Below are 17,480 nucleotides of genomic sequence, written 5' to 3'. Positions count from 1 at the left end.
AAAATTAATACTAAAAATTAGTAACTATTATCTTTTCATCAATCGATACTTCACAGCTTCCAAAATTTCATTGTAAATAGAGTGACTTAAAAAGTATTCAATTTGTGATTTCCCTTCTCCCATTAAAAATTCATTTAAACTCCAATCGTAACGATTGGGATCCTTTCCCGAGTCAAACCAATCTTTAAATATTACCCGATCTGCTTCCAACATAACTTCAACTAGGTGGTATGGTTCTGAATTTTGCCAATATCTCTTTTCTTCCATATTTTCCTCAATCTCTGTTTAAATTTTCCAATAAAAGAATCGATGCTAGTTTTCTTTGCAAAATATGGGAAATAGAAAATACAATTTAATAAAGTTCAATATAAATCGTTTGACTAAAAAAACATTGTTCTAGCGAATCAAAAATTTTTTTCGCACTTCCGATCTCATACATATTTTTAAAAAATTCCTTCCTTCGAAATAGAATTACCTTGCAAATTTCGTCTCTAAAAAATATGAATCAGATCAATTAAAAGGATAAATCGAATGATTATTTTTCAATGCCCAACGGCAGTTACAGAATACCTTGAGGATAAAAAGATCGTTGTTCTTACTCAGAATGGGAAAAACACAGGAGCCAATTTAAAAGAAAGTCTCAATAAAGGTGTTGAGGCGCTCATCCAACATAAGGCTGTCAAATGGCTTTCAGACAACCGAAATATGGGAACCCATACGGCAGAGGATGTGGAGTGGTTAAACAACGACTGGACTCCAAGAGCAATCAAAGCGGGTTGGAAAAAATGGGCCTTGGTGCAACCGCAATCTGCGCTTTCCGCGATGTCAGAAAAAAACCTAGTTGATTTTTTTGCTTCCAACGGAATCGAAGTCAAAATTTTTGAAACTCCTGAAGAGGGATATAAATGGCTGGAGTCGGTTTAGATTCCTTTCATGAAATATAGAAAATCTACTCAGTATCTTTTCCTCTCGATTGCATTAATCACAATCCAACTCATTTCTCTGGGATACCAATTAATTGGTGTCTCAGAATTCAATTGGGTTATGGTTTCATTGCAGTCGGCAGGTCTTATTTTTTCATTAGCCACCATATTTTTTGCGTTAATTCAAATCAGAAACTACAAAGTCCAATTTGCTGTAATCAAAACTACCATCACCAATGCAATTAAAGGAAGTTTGTACATTGATCCAACAATTAAATCGAAACTGAACAAAAGGAACGAAGTTGATTCCATCCTACTTTCAATATTTGAACTTCTTCATATTTTCCAAGATATCATCACACTTTTAAAGGATGCAACAAAAGGTCTTTCCACTTCCATAGGTGATGCACAATCAGTAGATGATTCATTTAATTCTAGTTTAAACCGTCAAAAAAATTATTCTCAAAACTTAGAAGAAGCTGTTCGGAAAATGACCGAAAATATGACCAACATAGAAAATGCATCTGCAAATAACTATGAAACTCTTATCAGTGTCTCAGAAAGTATCAAGGTGCTCTCAGAATATATAAACGAATCAGAAAAAAATAGTAATTTATCAAAAACATTAACATTCGGTATTTCAGAAAAAATTCAAAAAGGAAACAAAGCATTAGAAGAAATGGCAAATGTAATTGAAAACATTGCCGTGAGTTCTGGGAAAATTGAAGGGATGGTAGTTGTTATCAAAGAAATTTCAGAACGCGTAAATTTATTGGCACTGAATGCTTCCATTGAAGCAGCGAGGGCTGGCGAATACGGAAGTGGGTTTGCAGTGGTAGCTCAAGAAGTTTCCAAATTAGCGACACAAACTTCTAATAGCATCAAAGAAATTGACAATAACGTAAAACGGAATAAAGAAGAAGTAACACTCAACCGACAAAAAATCAGCGAAACCAATCAACTCTATAAAGAAATCATTAGTGAAGTAAAAGAAATTTTTCAGAAGATAGATTTTATTTCTGAATCTGCAACTAACCAGAGTCAGATAAAAGAAAAATTAATTTTTGAATCCAATCAACTATCGCAAATGTTGGCTGAGATTAAAGAGAACATTGCAGATCAAAACAATTCGCAAAAATTGATTTCAGATGTGGCACAAGCAATGGACTCTAGCGTAAAAGCAACATTTTCAGAAGGTGAAACTTTATCCAAACTTTTGGAAAAAATAAAATCGACAACAGATGATATTGGTGGAGTGATTTTATTATTCAAATAACTTTCTTAAAAGATATTAAAACAAAAGCCTAGAAAGAAATTCTCCTTCATACTTCCTAGGCATTCTCACTTACTCACATTTACAGAATTCTGATTACTTAGATTTACAATCAGGAAACAAAACTATCCAGTCCATTTCAGACAACTAACCAAAAAACCTCTTTTTAATTTATTGCATCATCCTATAAAAAAAGTACATTTTGTACATTTTTAAGGATAATTTTTTCAATTATTTAAATACCTAAGAACGAACGGAATAAAATTCATCATAAAAATTAGTTAATCCACCACTTCACAGTTGTTATATTTTATTATTTCCTATATTATAATTTGATCATTACAGAATGTCAGATGCCCGCAAAAGATGGATATGTTTTAACAAAAGATATTAGAAATCTTGAACGTTTTAATTCTCAGAAAAGAATTTCGATCATAGCTTACACTGCCAATGTATTGAGCGAAGAAAATGAACACTGTCTTTCGGTGGAAATGGACGAAGTAATGATCAAACCAGCAAAACTCTCCCAGTTAAAGCAAATCAGGATATGAATTAAAAAATGGATCAATTTTTAGTTTAGACGAAATTTTAAAAGTTTTAACGAATGGGGAATTTACTCCTTTTTTTTCAACCTCTGTAAATCTTTCACTCTCTTCATTAGTTGATAAAAAACTTGCAGACAAAATTATTCAAATCGTAAAAAACTTAGAGGTAGATCCAAAATTTATAATACTTGAAATTACTGAAACTGCCGCCATGACAGAAATGGCAGGCAAATTACAAATAAAATGTATGGCAGAAGGTGTAGAAACAAAAATTGATTGGGAACAATTAAAAAGTATGAAATGTGATATTGGTCAAGGTTATTTTATCGCAAAACCAATGAGCTTAGATGATTTTCTAATTTTTTGTAATTTGGTATCAGAAGAGAATTAATCCATTTCACTGGGAAGATTACTGCTAGCACTTTTTTCAAACTGCAACATTCTTTCTCGACTAATACTAATTAGGTTATGTGTTAAAATTAATTCATCACCTAAATAATCTGGCGCTAGTCGAATTTCCACAACTCGATACCAAGTTTCCTTTGGAGGAACTGTAAAAGCATGGTTGACACATAAACATTTAAATTTGAATCCAAAACTATGTTCAACAGGCATTGCCGAATGTGGTGCCGCAAAAAAATGGACAGCAATATCGGTTGGATTTTTCATCACAAGTAAAAACTGTTTTTTGGAACCTGGTTTCAGGACAATCGTATTCTCAGGAATTAAATCACCAAAAGGAACCAATTTCCCTTCTTTTACCGAACCAGTTGTCCACAAAGCCAACGTTTGTGCTCCGTTAGGCTCTCGGATTTCCATTTTTAGGGGAAGAGTTGTTGATTCCCATTGAATATGAATGGAAACCTTATTTGCTTTTATTGGATTTATTACAGTAGACTCTACATTTGAGTGTTCGTATTTTTCAGTTTCACCTCCACAAGAGAAATTGAAAAAAAACAATATAGAACAGATAACGACCGATATTTGCTGAAAACAAACTTTCATTTTTAATTTATTCTAAATTGAGTTCCAAAGTAGAGAAGTCTAAATTTTCAGTTTTTTTAGCATTTGTTAAATAGAATTGTTTTCCTCGCATTTGTAAGGTAACAAACTCCTGGAAAATTTTTTCACTGTTGTTCGGATCTGGATTTTTCACAAGATTACAATCGCGTCCACAACCATTACAATCTCCACCTCCGTAATCTAAAAAGTTAGTAAATGTTTGTTTGCGTAAGAATCCAAAAATTCGCATCTGAATTTTACCTGGACTTATATCTTTGATTTCATAATTTCCCATTCCATAAAAACGATTAGAGCTTTCTTCACCTGCATCATAATTTGTACGTGCAGTTGATCCTTCCAAAAAGAAAGTACCATCAGACCGAAGACGAATGGTCCAATCAGATGACGATGGTGGATCTAAATTTTCCTCAATAGCTACTTCATTTTCTGCACCTGCTGGAACATCGGAAATAGTTTCATCCACTACTTCAGAAACTTCTCTGCCCGTCAAACCTCGATTCAATACTTTTCGCAAAGAAGCCTTTGCGAATGCGTCAAAGTTTTTTGCAGCGGTATCTTTTGATTTAGGAAGGGTATCCATCACAAACCATTCCCCATCATCACCAAACCGTAACTCAGATAAGACGATTCCTTTTTCTGTTAATCCAGGATAAATCTCTTCTACTTTTATCGTTAATTTTTGGCCATTAAAAGGTGTGGGCAATTGAATTTCTTGACTGCCCATTGAATCTTCCAAGTTGACCTTCGCTAAATATCCATCATCTCCTTTCAAGAGAAAGGACTTTACACGTCCATTTTTAATACAATGGACATCGGAACGTTGGTAACCATTCCAAACCTTTAATACTGATATTTTTTTCTTTTCAGCAAAATCAAAGTTAAACGTTACACCAACACCACCCTTTACTGACGAATAACCATTTTCATATTTAGAATCAAAAAGATTCATAACAGAATAAGTTGGTTCTGGGGATGCAGTTTCAGATGCAGTAACGGTTCCAGAAATTATTTCCGGTGTGTAGGTCCTGTAGGCACTTTTTTTTTCATCATAAAACTTAACTGACTTAATACATATATTTTGATTTCTTTGGAAATTCAAAGTTACTGATCTAGCTTGTACAACTGGATCAAAAATCACTTCTGAATTTGAATTTTGAACATCAGTACTTGCGTATACTTCATCAAAGTTGACATAGGCGGCAATTCGGTCTTTGAACTTACCTGAACAAGATTCAATAGAAACTTTTGTCAAAGCGAACGCATTGTCCGCATAAAAATGTAACTTAACAAATTCAGCACCTGGTTCCGCTTTCCACTCTTTTCCACCTAATACGAGAAAGGGGAGACCATTTTCCATAGAAGTGGAGGTGACCATCGAAAAGTGGAGTTTTTTGCCACAATTCACTGTTAATAAAACTAATAGAATCAAAAAGGAAAACAAACAAGATTTAAGTTTCATAATCTGTCCTTTCAAAATGTGGATCAACAAGAATGCATTTAATGGAGAAGGCAAGAAATTTTTAAGGACCTTTTGTATCTTTCAACACTCTTTCCCAAGACTCAGTATTCAAAGAGCCGACGATCCATCGACCATTCACCCAGAATGTAGGGATTGCAGTGACTCCCAGTTTTTTTGCTTCTTCCCAATCCTTTTTTACTAGATCTAAGTATTTTTTTGTTTCTCTTTGTGAATCACATTCAGACCAAACACTAGATTGGTTAGGTATTGGATCCTCTGATTTAATCATTGTTCTCGCATGAGAATATAGGTTTTGCATATGATCTGTAAAATGATTTGGGTCTCTATCCCACAGACAACGTGACACAACGAGCGGTGCTAAACTTTGGTTTGATTCACCATCCAATGGAAAATCTTTATGGATATAAAAAATCTGATTTTTGTATTTCGTAAGTATTATTTTCGTATGGGGAAAGGTTTCTTTACAAAATCCACATAAATAATCACTCCATTCAATGATCGCCCATTTTGCTTTGGGTTGCCCCAATTGAGGTGTGAACTTACTATTTATTTTTGAGAGTATAGTTGCCCTTGATTGGTCAAAAGGCTTTTGCTTTATACTAATATTCGCTTTTTGAAAGATACGACTCCAAACAATACGTATGCGAATCATTTCGCGCAATCGATCAATTGCATCTGTATCCTGCATGGAACTTCGTAACTGATGTTTTTCTGAACTCCAGTAATGATTGATGTCCAATTCCGAAACAAGTTTTTTCTCAGTTTCCTTCCACTCTTGTAATGTGATTCCAAGGGTCTTAGCTTTCTCATTTAATTGATTCATATGAATCTCTGATGAAAGTGTTTCCTTGATTGATTCCTCAGAAGGTAAGGATTCTGGTAGATACCGATTTTCCGATAAAGGCTCAGAACAAGAAAAAATAAAGAAAAATAAAATGACTATGGGCACATTCGAAATCCTAAGATCTGTAGTAAATAGTCTCAAGTATTTTTGTATGATTAAAATTGTTTTTTTGATTGAAAGTGGAAATTGTTTCCATTTTGATAAGTCTCTTGTATGAAAATTAAAATCTTCTCGCGCATATTACAGTTATTCGCTCTGTATCTCTTCTTTACTTCGGTTTATGCGAGTCTAGGTAAAATCATCACAATACAGTCTGGGAGCAAAATTTTTGGAAAAGTTGTATCTTCTTACAAAGAAACAGATTATTCAACTCAAACCGGTAACAAACGTTATGGGACTACTCACTACATCCTAAGACCAATTATCAAATACCAAGTGAATGGAAAAACATATGAAATTCATGGCAAAATTTTGGGTGAAGTTGGCAATCAGTACAAGATCGGACAATCAGTTCCCTTATATCTTTCAGAAAACCAACCAGATTATGCTATTATCAATTCCTTTTTTGAATTATGGTATGAGCCTTTGAGAAATATACTCTTCAGCATAGGAATATTTTTAGTAGGAACTTTCTTCGGCAAAATTCTTTCGAATATAAAAGATAAAATTGTGAACTTATTCAATCCACAAGCTCACGCAGATCAATTTTAAAAGTTCAATGGATTTAAAACTGTTACCATACAAAAGTTTTCGAATCGGCATGGGAATACTACTCTTCTGTATCATTCCCAACTCAATTTTCAGCCAAAACAAAGATTTGGTTAAATTAGAATGGTATCATTATATCATCCTTTCTCCTGTTCTCGTTATCGACGCAGTTAGGAAAGGTTACCAAAGTATTGGTAACAAAATCGACGACTTCCGTGAATACCAAAGTTTACCTGAATTACACAAAGCAGTAATTAGTTCTGATATGGCAAAAATCAAAATTTTGGTTTCAGCTGGTGTAAATTTAGAAGAAAAGGATAAAAAAGGGGAAACCGCATTATTTTACGCGTTAGATAATAATCGAATCAATATTGCACGTTATTTGATCGAGAATCATGCGGATGTTAATGCAGTGAATTACTTAGGAAGACTTGTGGTGCAACCAGCAATTGCAAACAACCAATTCGACCTTATTAAACTCATGATTCGCCATAATTTGAATTTAGAAAAAACAAATGGCAACGGTACAATTTTAAACATAGTTTGTAATCGCAAACAAGTGAACTTTAAAATGGTTCAGTTGTTCGTAGACAATGCCGTGGATATCAATGCAAAAGATAAAAATCAATATTCTCCTTTGATGTATTTGACCACAAAAGAAGAACCAAATATAAACATTATACAATACATGATAAAAAAAGGTGCCGACGTAAACGCAAAAGACCCTACTGGTAGGTCAATCCTTCGTTTACTTGTAGAATCTCGCACACTTAATTTAAATTTAGTAAAGTTACTTCTTGAAAATGGTGCGGATATCAATTCAAAAGATAAGGAAGGCCATTCTATTTTCGATTTCATCCAAACATACTATGATTATTCAGAAACAAATGAAATTGTTAATTACCTAAATAAATATCGCAATAAAAAACACTAACATCGCAAAACACTTGTGATGTTAGTGTTTAAAAAAGAACGAATCGATTTTTATTTCAAAAGCAAATACTTAAGACTGTTAGATGGAAATAAAAAGCGTAAAAAGAAAATAAAATTCTCGCATTTCCTTTGGTTTCTGTTCCTTTTAGCACCGAGGTATTTTGAATGAATCTGATTTTTTCCAATATCAAATGGATTATGCTTGGCTCTGGTATTATTACCTTTTCCATGATCCTTTCTGCTTTACATCCGAGCTTAGGACTCACATTAACATTTGGTGATACTTTGAATGGCGATTTGGCCAATATCATTGTGCGTAACTGGGGAGCTCTGATTGCGATCACCGGCGGGATGCTTGTGTATGGTGCCTACAACGAACCAAACCGCAGTCTAATTCTTGTTGTTTCCTCAATGAGTAAAACTACCTTTGTTTTGCTTAATTTGATCTATGGGCAAGCCTACTTTGCTAAGTCCGGAATTGCCCTTGTGTTTGACTCAATACTTGTAATTATTTTTGTTTCTTATCTTTTAACAAAAAAATTCAGAAAATAAACAAATAAAATTTCTAAAAATAAACTCTGAATGTTTTTCTATTTTATGTTAGGTGCAAACTTTGCAACTTAGTTTAACTAGAAAAACATTCTTAAAAAACTATTTTCTTATTTAAGTTCGAATTTTTTAGTTTTACAAATCTCTGCATAACGAAATCCACTTTTACGAATCGTCCGTTTCATGTTATTATAATCCACCTCAACAAGTCCAAATTTTGGTCCGTACCCGTCATTCCACTCAAGATTGTCTAAAAAAGACCAGTAATAATATCGTTCTACAGACACACCTTCATCTAACAGCCGCCGAATCTCTGCTAAATGGTCGACAATATACTTTTCTCTCTTTTCGTCCTTTGCATCTGGAATTCCATTTTCAGTAATATAAATAGGAAGTTTGTAATCGTCCCAAACTCTGTGACAAACTTTAGAAAGTCCTTCTGGATAAATCTCCCAACCCAAATCATTTTTACGAGCATCTGGGCAATTCGGATCTACCATAGGTGTAGCAAAAAGATTTCCAGGATTATAACTTGCTTTAAACAGATGGCGTGAATAATAATTGATCCCTATGAAATCACAAAACAAACCCTTACCTTCCGGATAACCAAATCCAATGGGAAATGATAACTTTCCCTCTACAAAACCTTTCATTTGAATTTCATGAAATAAATAATCGCTCAAAAAACAACCTAGACGTGCCAAAGGATGCGAGGTAAGAGGCGAAAAAATGGCCAGATGGTGCGCAAAACCAACCTTAGTTGGATTAGAAAAACAAGATTCCTTTCTGATTTTATGGATGAGTTGATAAGACTTTAAGTGAGCCAAAATGAGTCGGCGAGTTACTTTTAAGTATGCAGGTATGTCACCGTAACTTCCCGGAGGATATTTACCATCCACATAACTATCATTAGCAAAGACATTAGGTTCGTTGATGGTGCACCATTCGGAAACCAAATCACCAAAATGATTAACCGCAAATTCAACAAATTCGAGAAATTCTTTTATAGCATTTTTTCCCAACCATCCTCCCTTTTTTTGAAACCATTCAGGACAAGAAAAATGATGGAGGGTAACCAAAGGTTTTATTCCAGCTTCCAAAAGAAGCCGAAACTCATCACGATAATGGTCCACAGCTTCCATTGACCATTCATTTTCGGAAGGTTGGATTCGACTCCACTCAATACTCATTCGGTAACATTCTTGATTGAGTTTAGAAAGAAGTTTTACATCCTCCACATAACGCGCATAATGGTCTGCTCCTGTAAAACTAGACTCTCCATTTCCAACTTTACCTGCCAAAGACCAATAATACCAATTATTATTGATATTCCCACCTTCAATTTGAGTCGCAGCTGTTGCTGAACCCAACAAAAAGCCCTTTGGCAATTCAAAACTTTTTGACATTTCTATCTCCTTCTCACCAATACATTGGGATTTACAAACCGAACCAAATTATTTTTTAGCAATACTTGCTTCTATAAATTGATTGAGCGGGTATAAAACACGAAAACTATGAATTGCATCCTTTAAAAAGTGGTCAGATGTTAAATCAGAATTTTTTATTTTTTTAACTACAGCGAATCCTTTGTATTTCAAAAATTCAATTGATGGATGGTCTTTTGCAAAACCTTTTGGCACTGTTTTCAACTTTTCGGCATAAAAGGTATTTCCAAAATTTTCCACAAACTGTCTATTTGTTAGAATCTTTTGGAATGAATCCGTATCGGCAACTATACGCTCGCGGATTTTCTGCAAAGCCTTCGGTTCTGGTTTATAACAACCACCACCTAACAAAGATGCTTCTGGTTCAATATGTAAATAATAACCAGTACCTTCTATCTTTTGATTCCCACCTCTCATAAAAATCCCTAAATGTGTTTTATAGGGACTTTTATCTTTTGAAAAGCGAACATCCTTGTAGATCCTAAATATACAAGATTTAGGATCTACACCTTTTACGCTTTTGTCAAATTTCTCAATTTCCGATAATAAATACCCAGTTAAAACGACTAATTCATTTTGAATTTCTTTAAACCTTTCTTTGTTTTCAAGAAACCAAGTTCTTTGGTTATTTATTTTTAGTTCGTTTAAGAATTTTAAGATATTTTTACTGATTACCATAGAAATTTTATTCCGCTAGGGCTTTTATGGTTTTATATTCTCCTAAGTCAGTAAAAATTTCGCCAGCGTATGGATTTCGTTTAGTTTTCACCCACTTATATATCATATAACAAAACACGACAACATTACTAGCTAACGCAATGGCTGCCACAGAGGTATAAATCCAAGGTTGGTACGTTGACTTAACTACATAAGCACCTGAATCTAAAAAAGTTGGAAATGTTTGTGCAAACATACACCAAATAGCAAGTGTTTGTGCACGGTGCTGTAACCAAGCCCCTTTTCCCAAAGTAAATGCACATAAAGTAGGTGCAATGAGAAGTGCAAGTCCGGCATACCAAGAATGTGTTGGAATACAATTATATGTATAACTGAAATTCCAAAGATCATACGCAATAATCCAAAACCACAACATATCAGGCCATAACATATCCCGACTTTTATCAGAGTTTGTTTCTTTTCGAATTACAATTCCAAACCACCCTGTAATGGTCACCGTGTTAAGAATCCCTGCCATCGCATTCATATAATTCCAAGGCCCACCAAGTACTCCAGTCACTTCACCTTCAATTGGTCCAGAAAATAAATTCCAATATTCTTTCCCTACTTGAAAATCACGTGTTACCGCTTCGATGATATTTACTGCTAAAATCAAAGCAGGAAAAACAAGTGCAAATTTAACATTTGCTAAACGCCACCTCACAGTCCCTTTATTATCCTTTATCTGAACATGCCGAATCGCCCAAAAGATAATACAACCAGCAGTGGCAGAATAAACCTTCACTAAGTGAAACCAATCCGTATAAGTTTTTTCCTTCATAAAGAAAAACCAAAGTACCGTTAGCAAACTTGGCAAAATAAAAAAACTAAAAAAACCTGCCCACTTCCATCTTCTTGCAAATTCATTAAAAACAAATAATGATATAAAAACAAGAAACCAAATTCCAAATCCCTGTGCTGTAGTCGTGCCTTCCTCGGCATTAAATGTCCACATTTCAAAACCTCTCCTAATTTCTAATTCTAAATCTATAATTTTCCAAATCCACTTTCCATCTTCATTATGACCAACGAATCAAGCAAAGTCAAGAAATCTTACTTTAATGAATAGATGTTAGTTGCCAGGTATTTAGAAAACTTCTAAGAGAATTTTGAAGGGCGCTCCCAATGATTTAGTAGAAAAACATTTTGTTTAAACAAGGGGGTGACTCCGGGGTCCGCTTTCGCTTCCGTCTGCCTTTTGGCAGACCAAGCCCTACCTATCCACGAGCGCAAGGATTTGGTCTCGGGAAAAAAATAGTAAAGCCTTTCCAAAAATTAAAGCAATTTTCAACTAACACTACACGGATATAAAATCCAATCAACATTCACAGAACTTATCACGGTGAGCGGAATAAAAAAACTTCAGTTAAATTGTGTTACTTCAGAACAAATGAAAATCAGAACCAATTGAATTCCAAAGTAATACAAACCTCGGCAAAATTTTGATCTACCTGATTCGTATGAAGTACATTCTGATATATTCCTGATTGTATTGTTCCAATCTGTATACTACCTCCCATATCCTCAGTAATTTTTTTTACAATGGATAATCCTAGACCGAGTGCAAAATCTTCCTTATCAAAACGTTCATCAACGACCTTATTCAATCTAAAAAATGGATGGAAAAAAGCTAAATCGTCTGAATGTCCAAATTCCATAGTTGTAAGTCCTTTTTCATCAGAAGGATTAACGAACTTAATTAAAAACTTTTGTTCTGTTATCAAAAAGAGAACTATTAAAGAAACATCATCTGGCGAATATTTCATCGCATTGATAAATAACTCCTTAACTATCGTAATCAGTCTTTCTTTATTAAGTTTTACAGAATATGAATTTGCATTAGGAAGAACAGATACTATAATTTTCTGTTTTTTAATATCTAACATATCTACCAAATCTTCTGTAATCTCTTTGATTATATTTATTACTTCTTGAACCGTAAAAGGTTCTAACTCAAAATCAACTTCCTCAAAATACCTTTGTGCAACAGCCAATGAGTTTACTAATTTTTTAGTATACTTAAAATTTTCCTCAACTAACTCAAAATTTCGAATCGGGATTGTAGCCACATTTTCACTCTTTTCAACTTTTCGAATCATCGCACCCATTGAAGTAACTAAACCTCCTAAACCAGTTCCTTGCATCAAACTTGTGTTTAAATTTGGTAAGGCCTTCAGCATCCAATATTTATGTTTTGTTTTTTTCCCTATCTCTTTTCTCCAATCAAAGATACTTTTAATTTCCTTGAACAAACTTTCCTCATAGGCGATGATTCTATTTTGTTTTTCTGAAAGATTTTCCATTCCAAAATGTTCTAAAATGTTTCGTTCTTTTGGAATCCAGGAAAATAATAGAAACTGTTCGGGCTGAACCAAACTTTGACTGATCAATTCTTCTGGAATGAAAATCGCAGAAATCTTAAAACAATGATAGAAGTTATCTATAAATTTTTCATCTAGATATGTTTTACCATCTAGTACATCTAAAAATCTATTATGACTTATATTGAATTTAGCTAAAGAAGGTATTTTTAAAAAACTTTCCGAGTTTAGGTCATTTAGATATTCACTGATTTTTTCTTCATCAAATACTGGTCCTTTTAATATTTTTAACTCTAATTGGTTGTTAAAAACTGCATAATTTCCCAAAGGTAGTGCAGAAAGAAAAGATTCTAATACATCCAATATGTGAGATTCAGTTAACAAGCAGTGTTTAGCTCAATATACAAATAATATATTCTAATATTCGATTTCATTATTGAAGCTAACTCAATTTAAATTTATACTCTTAGGCAAATCTCTAAAAAAAACTTTTGGATAATTCAAGGGGATGTATGGACAAATGTCGGATTTCTATTCTTTCTAAATTCAGATGGGCTTAATCCTGTCTTCTTTTTAAAAAAACGCGTAAAGTAAGCTGAGTCTTGAAAGTTTAACTGCGAGGCAATATCCGATATTCTTTCATCAGTATTCTCTAAAAGACGAATCGCCCTTCTTATGACATTTTCTTTTATGAAGTCTGAAGCTGACTTACCGGTAAGTTCTTTAACCGTGTCACTAAGGTGTCCAGGAGTGATGCCTAATTGAGATGCAAAATGATTTACAGATCTGATTTCTCCCTGTGATGAGTTTAATAATTGAAAAAAATCATATACGGTCCGATTCGATTTTATCGGAATTAATTTTTGGTCTTTTTGAATATAGCGATTTAGATAAAGGAACAAGAGTTCAGATAGATTTCGAATGATTCCCTTTTCGGATTTATCTTCTAACTTTAATTCTTTTTTTAAAAATTTTATAATCCCCCAAACTATCGTACAATCTTTAATATTTACAACAATGGGAGATTTTGTGTTTAAAAAAAACGAAAACCTATTTGCGGGAAATTCGTTTTTGCGAGTCAAGAATGAATCGTAAAATTGAATCACAAGACCATCAGTAACATCTGTCCAAACTCCTCTATGAGAAACATAATATGGTAAATATAGAATACCAAAATCCTCAATGGTATATTTTTTTGAATCTATTTCAATATGACCTTTACCTTTTCTAATCAATATCAAGGTTGAAAAGTGATTCATGCTCAATACCGACCATTTTTTATTTTTATATTCTAAATTCTGAAATATATTAATAGAAAAGTCTTGATCTACACTGACACCAAAATCCTCCAAACTATAAATTTTAATCTTACGATTTGGTAAATATTGATTCATAAAATATATAATTTATAATACCCAATTACACCTACTTACTATGGAACATTCGTTTTGCTTAATACAACAGATTCAACAATACAATCACTAGTTAAAACAATGTTTCCTAACCGCAATGAAAAACGATTTGCAATAATTAGATTCATATAAAAAGAGTTTGGACAGAATTCGGAAACTTTAGGATTATTTTCGGATCGTTATAGTAAACAAGAATCTTTAATCATTGTTTGGATTAAAACCATTCGAGAATGAAACATGAGAAATGAAAAAAAACAATATAAGTTTGATTAAACACATTCATGAACAGTAGCCAATTTAAAGTTAATTTCTGATATCCTTTTCATTATAAACAATTTCTGATTGGATTTTAATGAAATTTTAGTTAATTTGCTTAAATAATAGAAGGTTTGAATTAATAGTTTTCCTTCATTTCTGACCTCCCTACCCTAGTCGGATTGTATTCTATAGTTACATCCTTCTATACAAATTATCACAAAACGATTCTGAATCAGACATTTTTTTCCTTAGATCAAACGTGAAATGGTTTTGGCAAGAACTACATATCACCTCATCATTCTTTGTCTTGATTTTTTTCTAATTTACTTTAGTTTAAGATTTAATGGCGGTAATACGAAATAGGTTTCCTTTTTTTCGTCGAATGCAATGGCAGACTTTAAAAACAATTTGGAAATCACTTCATTCAAAAGAAGTGATTCCATTTTTATTTCGTTTCCTAAAGGAACGGATTCGTTTACAACATTCAACCTTTGGAAAGGAATGGAATGAGAATGGCCTTTCAAATCCAAATAAATTACATCCACTGGATTTAATCGCGTTTTATATCGCATATAAAGAAGTGACAACCCAAAAGCGCGCGCTTACATTACTTTTTAAGATTCTCAAACAACAATCAGCTGATGTATTTTTGGAAATGGTAGAGGTATTTAGAAAGTATGGTATTAAGATTGGTTAGGTGATGATTCTATTCCGACAGCTTCGGTTGCTTTGAATTTGGAGAACCAAGTCTCCTTCTTCAATCTTTTTTAAACTAAAAATTTATACAAAATTAATATCGTGGAATGGGATCAGTGATCACATAACACCGTTTACGAAACCATTTCTTAAAAAATCATCTCCATGTGGCCCAATCTCACCATTTCAGCAAGTGAGCAAACGACCGACTCGTTTTGCACTGTCTGGTTGGGGTGAAACTATTGATCGAATCGTTTCTGTTTTTAAGGTAAGGATGTTGGTGGAAGAAAATAGAAATTTTCGAGACTTCCTCAAAAACATTGCAGACGATGTTAAGTTTGGAAAAGTTAAGAGTTCCTATGATTTGAGAGATTAGTTAAAAACTAAGGTATTTTTAACATATACTGACATATCATTGGCTTATATAAATTGAATTTTTTATGCAATAAAAAACTACTTTTTTTCCAACTGATTCTCTCTCAAATATGGAAAGATTAAGCCGCCTATATTTGATTTAATAATAGAATTAAAATTCCACTTCGATCGAGTCATCATTTTAATTTCTTATTTTGAACTTTACACCAATCCGATAGGTCTAAAGGAGAAGTAGAACCACTTTTTAACAAACTTTATTTCCTAAAGGAAGATGTCCATGTCGGAAGCAAATTCATTTTTCAAACGTAGTATCAAATCAGTCTTTAGTATTTTTCTCACACAGACCAAAGTTTCAAGAATAGAACAGCTAGCAGAAAGTTTCGTTCTCATCGAAATGACTGGAACAAAGTTAAAAGAAGCCAATTGGAACCCAGGAAGTAAGGTGCAAGTCAATGTGGGAAATCTAACCTACCGCACTTACACTCCCATCATCGTTGATAAAAACGAAGGCAAACTTTCATTCCTCGCTTACAAGCGAAATGATGGCCCAGCATCCACTTGGATCCATTCCTTAAAAGTAGGCGACCCTTGTGAAGTTTTCGGCCCTCGCCTGTCTTTGGATTTTTCTAACATTGAAGAAGATGCAATCCTTTTCGGTGATGAGACTTCCTTTGGTATCGCGAAGGTTTTGCAAAACAACATAAAAAAGAAATCTTATTCATTCCTCGAATTGAATTCGCTTGCAGAAGGGAAAGAAGCTCTAGGCCATCTGGGACTAACAGGGCATAGAATGATCGAACGATCCCCTGAAGGATCGCATCTTCAAACAATTGCAAAGGAAATGTTTGATCTGATTTCAAATATTCCCGACGCAAAGATTTTTCTTACCGGTCGTGCCAGTTCGATCCAACAAGTCAGAGCTTATTTGAAGAATTCGGGAATTCCAACTAACAAACTAAAGGTTCGAGCCTACTGGGCAGATGGGAAAAAGGGTTTGGATTGAGGGGGATTTATTTTCCACCCATAGAAATAAACAACTGATCATTCAACTGTGTCCTTTATGCCAGATCCTCTTCATAGATTGTAATGGGTGACCGAATCACGAAGAAAGCTTTCGATTTTCTAATCATACGGGTCACAACTTCTATGCCTTGGCCCACTCGTTTTTCCCAATAAAAATTCCACTTGCGAATCAAAGAGATTCGATCTAAATCGTACATTGTAGATACGAAAGCAAATGACTCCCATTAGAACTTATTTATTCACACTTTTTCTTTTGATTGGATTTGGATTTTCGCTAAATGCAGAACCATTATCTGTAACTAACCAAAAAGGAATTGATGCCTTTTACCAGAAAAATTGGTCTCAAGCAGAAATGTGGTTTAAAGAAAGTTTAAAGAAAAATCCGAATGACCCATACGCAAACTATAACTTGGCCTGCGTTTACACCATTCTACTCAGTCAATGTGAGAATTTGACAGAAGAACAAGACGTGTTTCAGTTATTGCATCAGGCAGTCACATATAAAAAAACTTACAAAAGTTTGATGCTAAAAGATAAAGATCTTTCCTTACATCGGAATACATATCGATTTAATGAAATTGCAGGTTTAAGTCCCAAAGAAATTTTTACAAATATGATTTGGTTTGGTCCAAGTCCAGGTGCTTATGGGTCAATCTCGGAAATCAAGTTTGATTCCAATGGTTCCTTTGAACTCTCTTTGGTTGAATTTCGGGAAAGTGACGGTGCAATGGAAAAACCAAAGTATAGAGGAAAGTATCAATGGATTTCCGAAAAAGTCATTCAATTAGAATTTCAAAAACTCCCATCCTCACTTCCCAACCAAACCAAAAAAAGACAAGCCCGTTGGAACAAAGATAGACTCGAAATCGACGGCTTTGACTATCCATTTCAAGATTCACCCGACCGTTGCTCCGCATAGAAGAAAGCGATTCCATCTATCGCATTGCACAATAGA

20 protein-coding genes are annotated in these 17,480 nt (G+C 33.8%); 10 read left to right on the top strand and 10 right to left on the bottom strand.

From position 1 onward, the window contains the following. Nucleotides 1-27: 27 nt before the first annotated feature. Nucleotides 28-267, bottom strand: a complete 240-nt coding sequence (locus EHQ31_RS06675) for a hypothetical protein (protein ID WP_135575003.1) — start codon at nt 265-267, stop codon at nt 28-30. Nucleotides 268-531: 264 nt separating this feature from the next. On the opposite strand from EHQ31_RS06675, the gene EHQ31_RS06670 reads away from it, so the two are divergent. The 4 genes from EHQ31_RS06670 (at nt 532) to EHQ31_RS18920 (ending at nt 3,132) form a co-directional block, all read left to right on the top strand. Continuing rightward, complete coding sequence (locus tag EHQ31_RS06670; protein WP_135575005.1) at nt 532-924, top strand: STAS/SEC14 domain-containing protein; 393 nt, start codon at nt 532-534, stop codon at nt 922-924. Between the two features lie 9 nt (nt 925-933). Then, nucleotides 934-2,199 (top strand): methyl-accepting chemotaxis protein, encoded by a 1,266-nt coding sequence (locus EHQ31_RS06665; RefSeq protein WP_135575007.1) that lies wholly within the window; start codon nt 934-936, stop codon nt 2,197-2,199. Between the two features lie 350 nt (nt 2,200-2,549). Next, nucleotides 2,550-2,747 carry a response regulator gene (locus tag EHQ31_RS06660; RefSeq protein WP_135575009.1) on the top strand — a complete coding sequence of 66 codons (198 nt, stop codon included), beginning with the start codon at nt 2,550-2,552 and terminating at the stop codon, nt 2,745-2,747. A 205-nt stretch (nt 2,748-2,952) separates the two neighbouring features. Next, nucleotides 2,953-3,132: an EAL domain-containing protein gene (locus EHQ31_RS18920; protein ID WP_244247292.1), complete on the top strand. Its 180-nt coding sequence runs from the start codon at nt 2,953-2,955 to the stop codon at nt 3,130-3,132. Here EHQ31_RS18920 and lsa20 read toward each other — a convergent pair. The 3 genes from lsa20 to EHQ31_RS06640 all read right to left on the bottom strand — a co-directional run bounded on the left by lsa20 (nt 3,129) and on the right by EHQ31_RS06640 (nt 6,193). Then, nucleotides 3,129-3,746, bottom strand: coding sequence for an LIC11469 family lipoprotein adhesin Lsa20 (lsa20, locus tag EHQ31_RS06650; RefSeq protein WP_135575013.1), 618 nt, complete (start codon nt 3,744-3,746; stop codon nt 3,129-3,131). The genes EHQ31_RS18920 and lsa20 overlap by 4 nt on opposite strands. A gap of 7 nt (nt 3,747-3,753) precedes the next feature. Further along, nucleotides 3,754-5,223 carry an NADase-type glycan-binding domain-containing protein gene (locus EHQ31_RS06645; protein WP_135575015.1) on the bottom strand — a complete coding sequence of 490 codons (1,470 nt, stop codon included), beginning with the start codon at nt 5,221-5,223 and terminating at the stop codon, nt 3,754-3,756. 61 nt (nt 5,224-5,284) lie between these two features. Further along, the gene (locus EHQ31_RS06640; protein WP_167481644.1) at nt 5,285-6,193 is read right to left on the bottom strand and encodes a thioredoxin domain-containing protein; all 909 of its coding nucleotides are present in this window, start codon (nt 6,191-6,193) and stop codon (nt 5,285-5,287) included. A gap of 108 nt (nt 6,194-6,301) precedes the next feature. On the opposite strand from EHQ31_RS06640, the gene EHQ31_RS06635 reads away from it, so the two are divergent. The 3 genes from EHQ31_RS06635 (at nt 6,302) to EHQ31_RS06625 (ending at nt 8,281) form a co-directional block, all read left to right on the top strand. Continuing rightward, nucleotides 6,302-6,799 (top strand): DUF3592 domain-containing protein, encoded by a 498-nt coding sequence (locus EHQ31_RS06635; protein ID WP_135575017.1) that lies wholly within the window; start codon nt 6,302-6,304, stop codon nt 6,797-6,799. Between the two features lie 7 nt (nt 6,800-6,806). Continuing rightward, a complete protein-coding gene (locus EHQ31_RS06630; protein ID WP_135575019.1) occupies nt 6,807-7,730 on the top strand; it encodes an ankyrin repeat domain-containing protein in 924 nt (307 codons plus the stop codon). A 164-nt stretch (nt 7,731-7,894) separates the two neighbouring features. Then, a complete protein-coding gene (locus tag EHQ31_RS06625; protein WP_135575021.1) occupies nt 7,895-8,281 on the top strand; it encodes a hypothetical protein in 387 nt (128 codons plus the stop codon). Between the two features lie 107 nt (nt 8,282-8,388). Here EHQ31_RS06625 and EHQ31_RS06620 read toward each other — a convergent pair whose 3' ends face one another. From EHQ31_RS06620 to EHQ31_RS18810, 6 genes are all read right to left on the bottom strand, one after another. Continuing rightward, nucleotides 8,389-9,684: a glycoside hydrolase family 1 protein gene (locus EHQ31_RS06620; RefSeq protein ID WP_135575023.1), complete on the bottom strand. Its 1,296-nt coding sequence runs from the start codon at nt 9,682-9,684 to the stop codon at nt 8,389-8,391. 48 nt (nt 9,685-9,732) lie between these two features. Beyond that, nucleotides 9,733-10,401, bottom strand: coding sequence for a DUF2461 domain-containing protein (locus EHQ31_RS06615; protein ID WP_135575025.1), 669 nt, complete (start codon nt 10,399-10,401; stop codon nt 9,733-9,735). A gap of 7 nt (nt 10,402-10,408) precedes the next feature. Next, a complete protein-coding gene (locus EHQ31_RS06610) occupies nt 10,409-11,395 on the bottom strand; it encodes a DUF5692 family protein (RefSeq protein ID WP_135575027.1) in 987 nt (328 codons plus the stop codon). Nucleotides 11,396-11,837: 442 nt separating this feature from the next. Further along, nucleotides 11,838-13,124: a sensor histidine kinase gene (locus EHQ31_RS06605; RefSeq protein WP_135575029.1), complete on the bottom strand. Its 1,287-nt coding sequence runs from the start codon at nt 13,122-13,124 to the stop codon at nt 11,838-11,840. 137 nt (nt 13,125-13,261) lie between these two features. Next, a complete protein-coding gene (locus EHQ31_RS06600; protein ID WP_135575031.1) occupies nt 13,262-14,155 on the bottom strand; it encodes a helix-turn-helix domain-containing protein in 894 nt (297 codons plus the stop codon). Between the two features lie 599 nt (nt 14,156-14,754). Further along, entirely contained in the window at nt 14,755-15,003 is a 249-nt protein-coding gene (locus tag EHQ31_RS18810) for a hypothetical protein (RefSeq protein ID WP_167481643.1), read from the bottom strand. Nucleotides 15,004-15,320: 317 nt separating this feature from the next. On the opposite strand from EHQ31_RS18810, the gene EHQ31_RS06590 reads away from it, so the two are divergent. From EHQ31_RS06590 to EHQ31_RS06580, 3 genes are all read left to right on the top strand, one after another. Beyond that, entirely contained in the window at nt 15,321-15,503 is a 183-nt protein-coding gene (locus EHQ31_RS06590) for a hypothetical protein (RefSeq protein WP_135575035.1), read from the top strand. A 276-nt stretch (nt 15,504-15,779) separates the two neighbouring features. Continuing rightward, nucleotides 15,780-16,505, top strand: coding sequence for a siderophore-interacting protein (locus EHQ31_RS06585; RefSeq protein ID WP_135575037.1), 726 nt, complete (start codon nt 15,780-15,782; stop codon nt 16,503-16,505). A gap of 234 nt (nt 16,506-16,739) precedes the next feature. Next, nucleotides 16,740-17,444, top strand: coding sequence for a tetratricopeptide repeat protein (locus tag EHQ31_RS06580; RefSeq protein ID WP_135575039.1), 705 nt, complete (start codon nt 16,740-16,742; stop codon nt 17,442-17,444). The last annotated feature ends 36 nt before the right edge of the window (nt 17,445-17,480 follow it).

The organism is Leptospira montravelensis (genome assembly GCF_004770045.1).
Lineage (GTDB): Bacteria > Spirochaetota > Leptospiria > Leptospirales > Leptospiraceae > Leptospira_A > Leptospira_A montravelensis.
Note: the sequence above shows the minus strand (reverse complement) of the source record. Positions and strands in the feature narration are given on the sequence as shown.

Coding starts and splice junctions, on each gene's coding strand:
- EHQ31_RS06675 (WP_135575003.1), bottom strand. CDS start 267: ATGGAAGAAAAGAGATATTGGCAAAATTCAGAACCATACCACCTAGTT.
- EHQ31_RS06670 (WP_135575005.1), top strand. CDS start 532: ATGATTATTTTTCAATGCCCAACGGCAGTTACAGAATACCTTGAGGAT.
- EHQ31_RS06665 (WP_135575007.1), top strand. CDS start 934: ATGAAATATAGAAAATCTACTCAGTATCTTTTCCTCTCGATTGCATTA.
- EHQ31_RS06660 (WP_135575009.1), top strand. CDS start 2,550: ATGCCCGCAAAAGATGGATATGTTTTAACAAAAGATATTAGAAATCTT.
- EHQ31_RS18920 (WP_244247292.1), top strand. CDS start 2,953: ATGACAGAAATGGCAGGCAAATTACAAATAAAATGTATGGCAGAAGGT.
- lsa20 (WP_135575013.1), bottom strand. CDS start 3,746: ATGAAAGTTTGTTTTCAGCAAATATCGGTCGTTATCTGTTCTATATTG.
- EHQ31_RS06645 (WP_135575015.1), bottom strand. CDS start 5,223: ATGAAACTTAAATCTTGTTTGTTTTCCTTTTTGATTCTATTAGTTTTA.
- EHQ31_RS06635 (WP_135575017.1), top strand. CDS start 6,302: ATGAAAATTAAAATCTTCTCGCGCATATTACAGTTATTCGCTCTGTAT.
- EHQ31_RS06630 (WP_135575019.1), top strand. CDS start 6,807: ATGGATTTAAAACTGTTACCATACAAAAGTTTTCGAATCGGCATGGGA.
- EHQ31_RS06625 (WP_135575021.1), top strand. CDS start 7,895: ATGAATCTGATTTTTTCCAATATCAAATGGATTATGCTTGGCTCTGGT.
- EHQ31_RS06620 (WP_135575023.1), bottom strand. CDS start 9,684: ATGTCAAAAAGTTTTGAATTGCCAAAGGGCTTTTTGTTGGGTTCAGCA.
- EHQ31_RS06615 (WP_135575025.1), bottom strand. CDS start 10,401: ATGGTAATCAGTAAAAATATCTTAAAATTCTTAAACGAACTAAAAATA.
- EHQ31_RS06610 (WP_135575027.1), bottom strand. CDS start 11,395: ATGTGGACATTTAATGCCGAGGAAGGCACGACTACAGCACAGGGATTT.
- EHQ31_RS06600 (WP_135575031.1), bottom strand. CDS start 14,155: ATGAATCAATATTTACCAAATCGTAAGATTAAAATTTATAGTTTGGAG.
- EHQ31_RS18810 (WP_167481643.1), bottom strand. CDS start 15,003: ATGCGATATAAAACGCGATTAAATCCAGTGGATGTAATTTATTTGGAT.
- EHQ31_RS06585 (WP_135575037.1), top strand. CDS start 15,780: ATGTCGGAAGCAAATTCATTTTTCAAACGTAGTATCAAATCAGTCTTT.
- EHQ31_RS06580 (WP_135575039.1), top strand. CDS start 16,740: ATGACTCCCATTAGAACTTATTTATTCACACTTTTTCTTTTGATTGGA.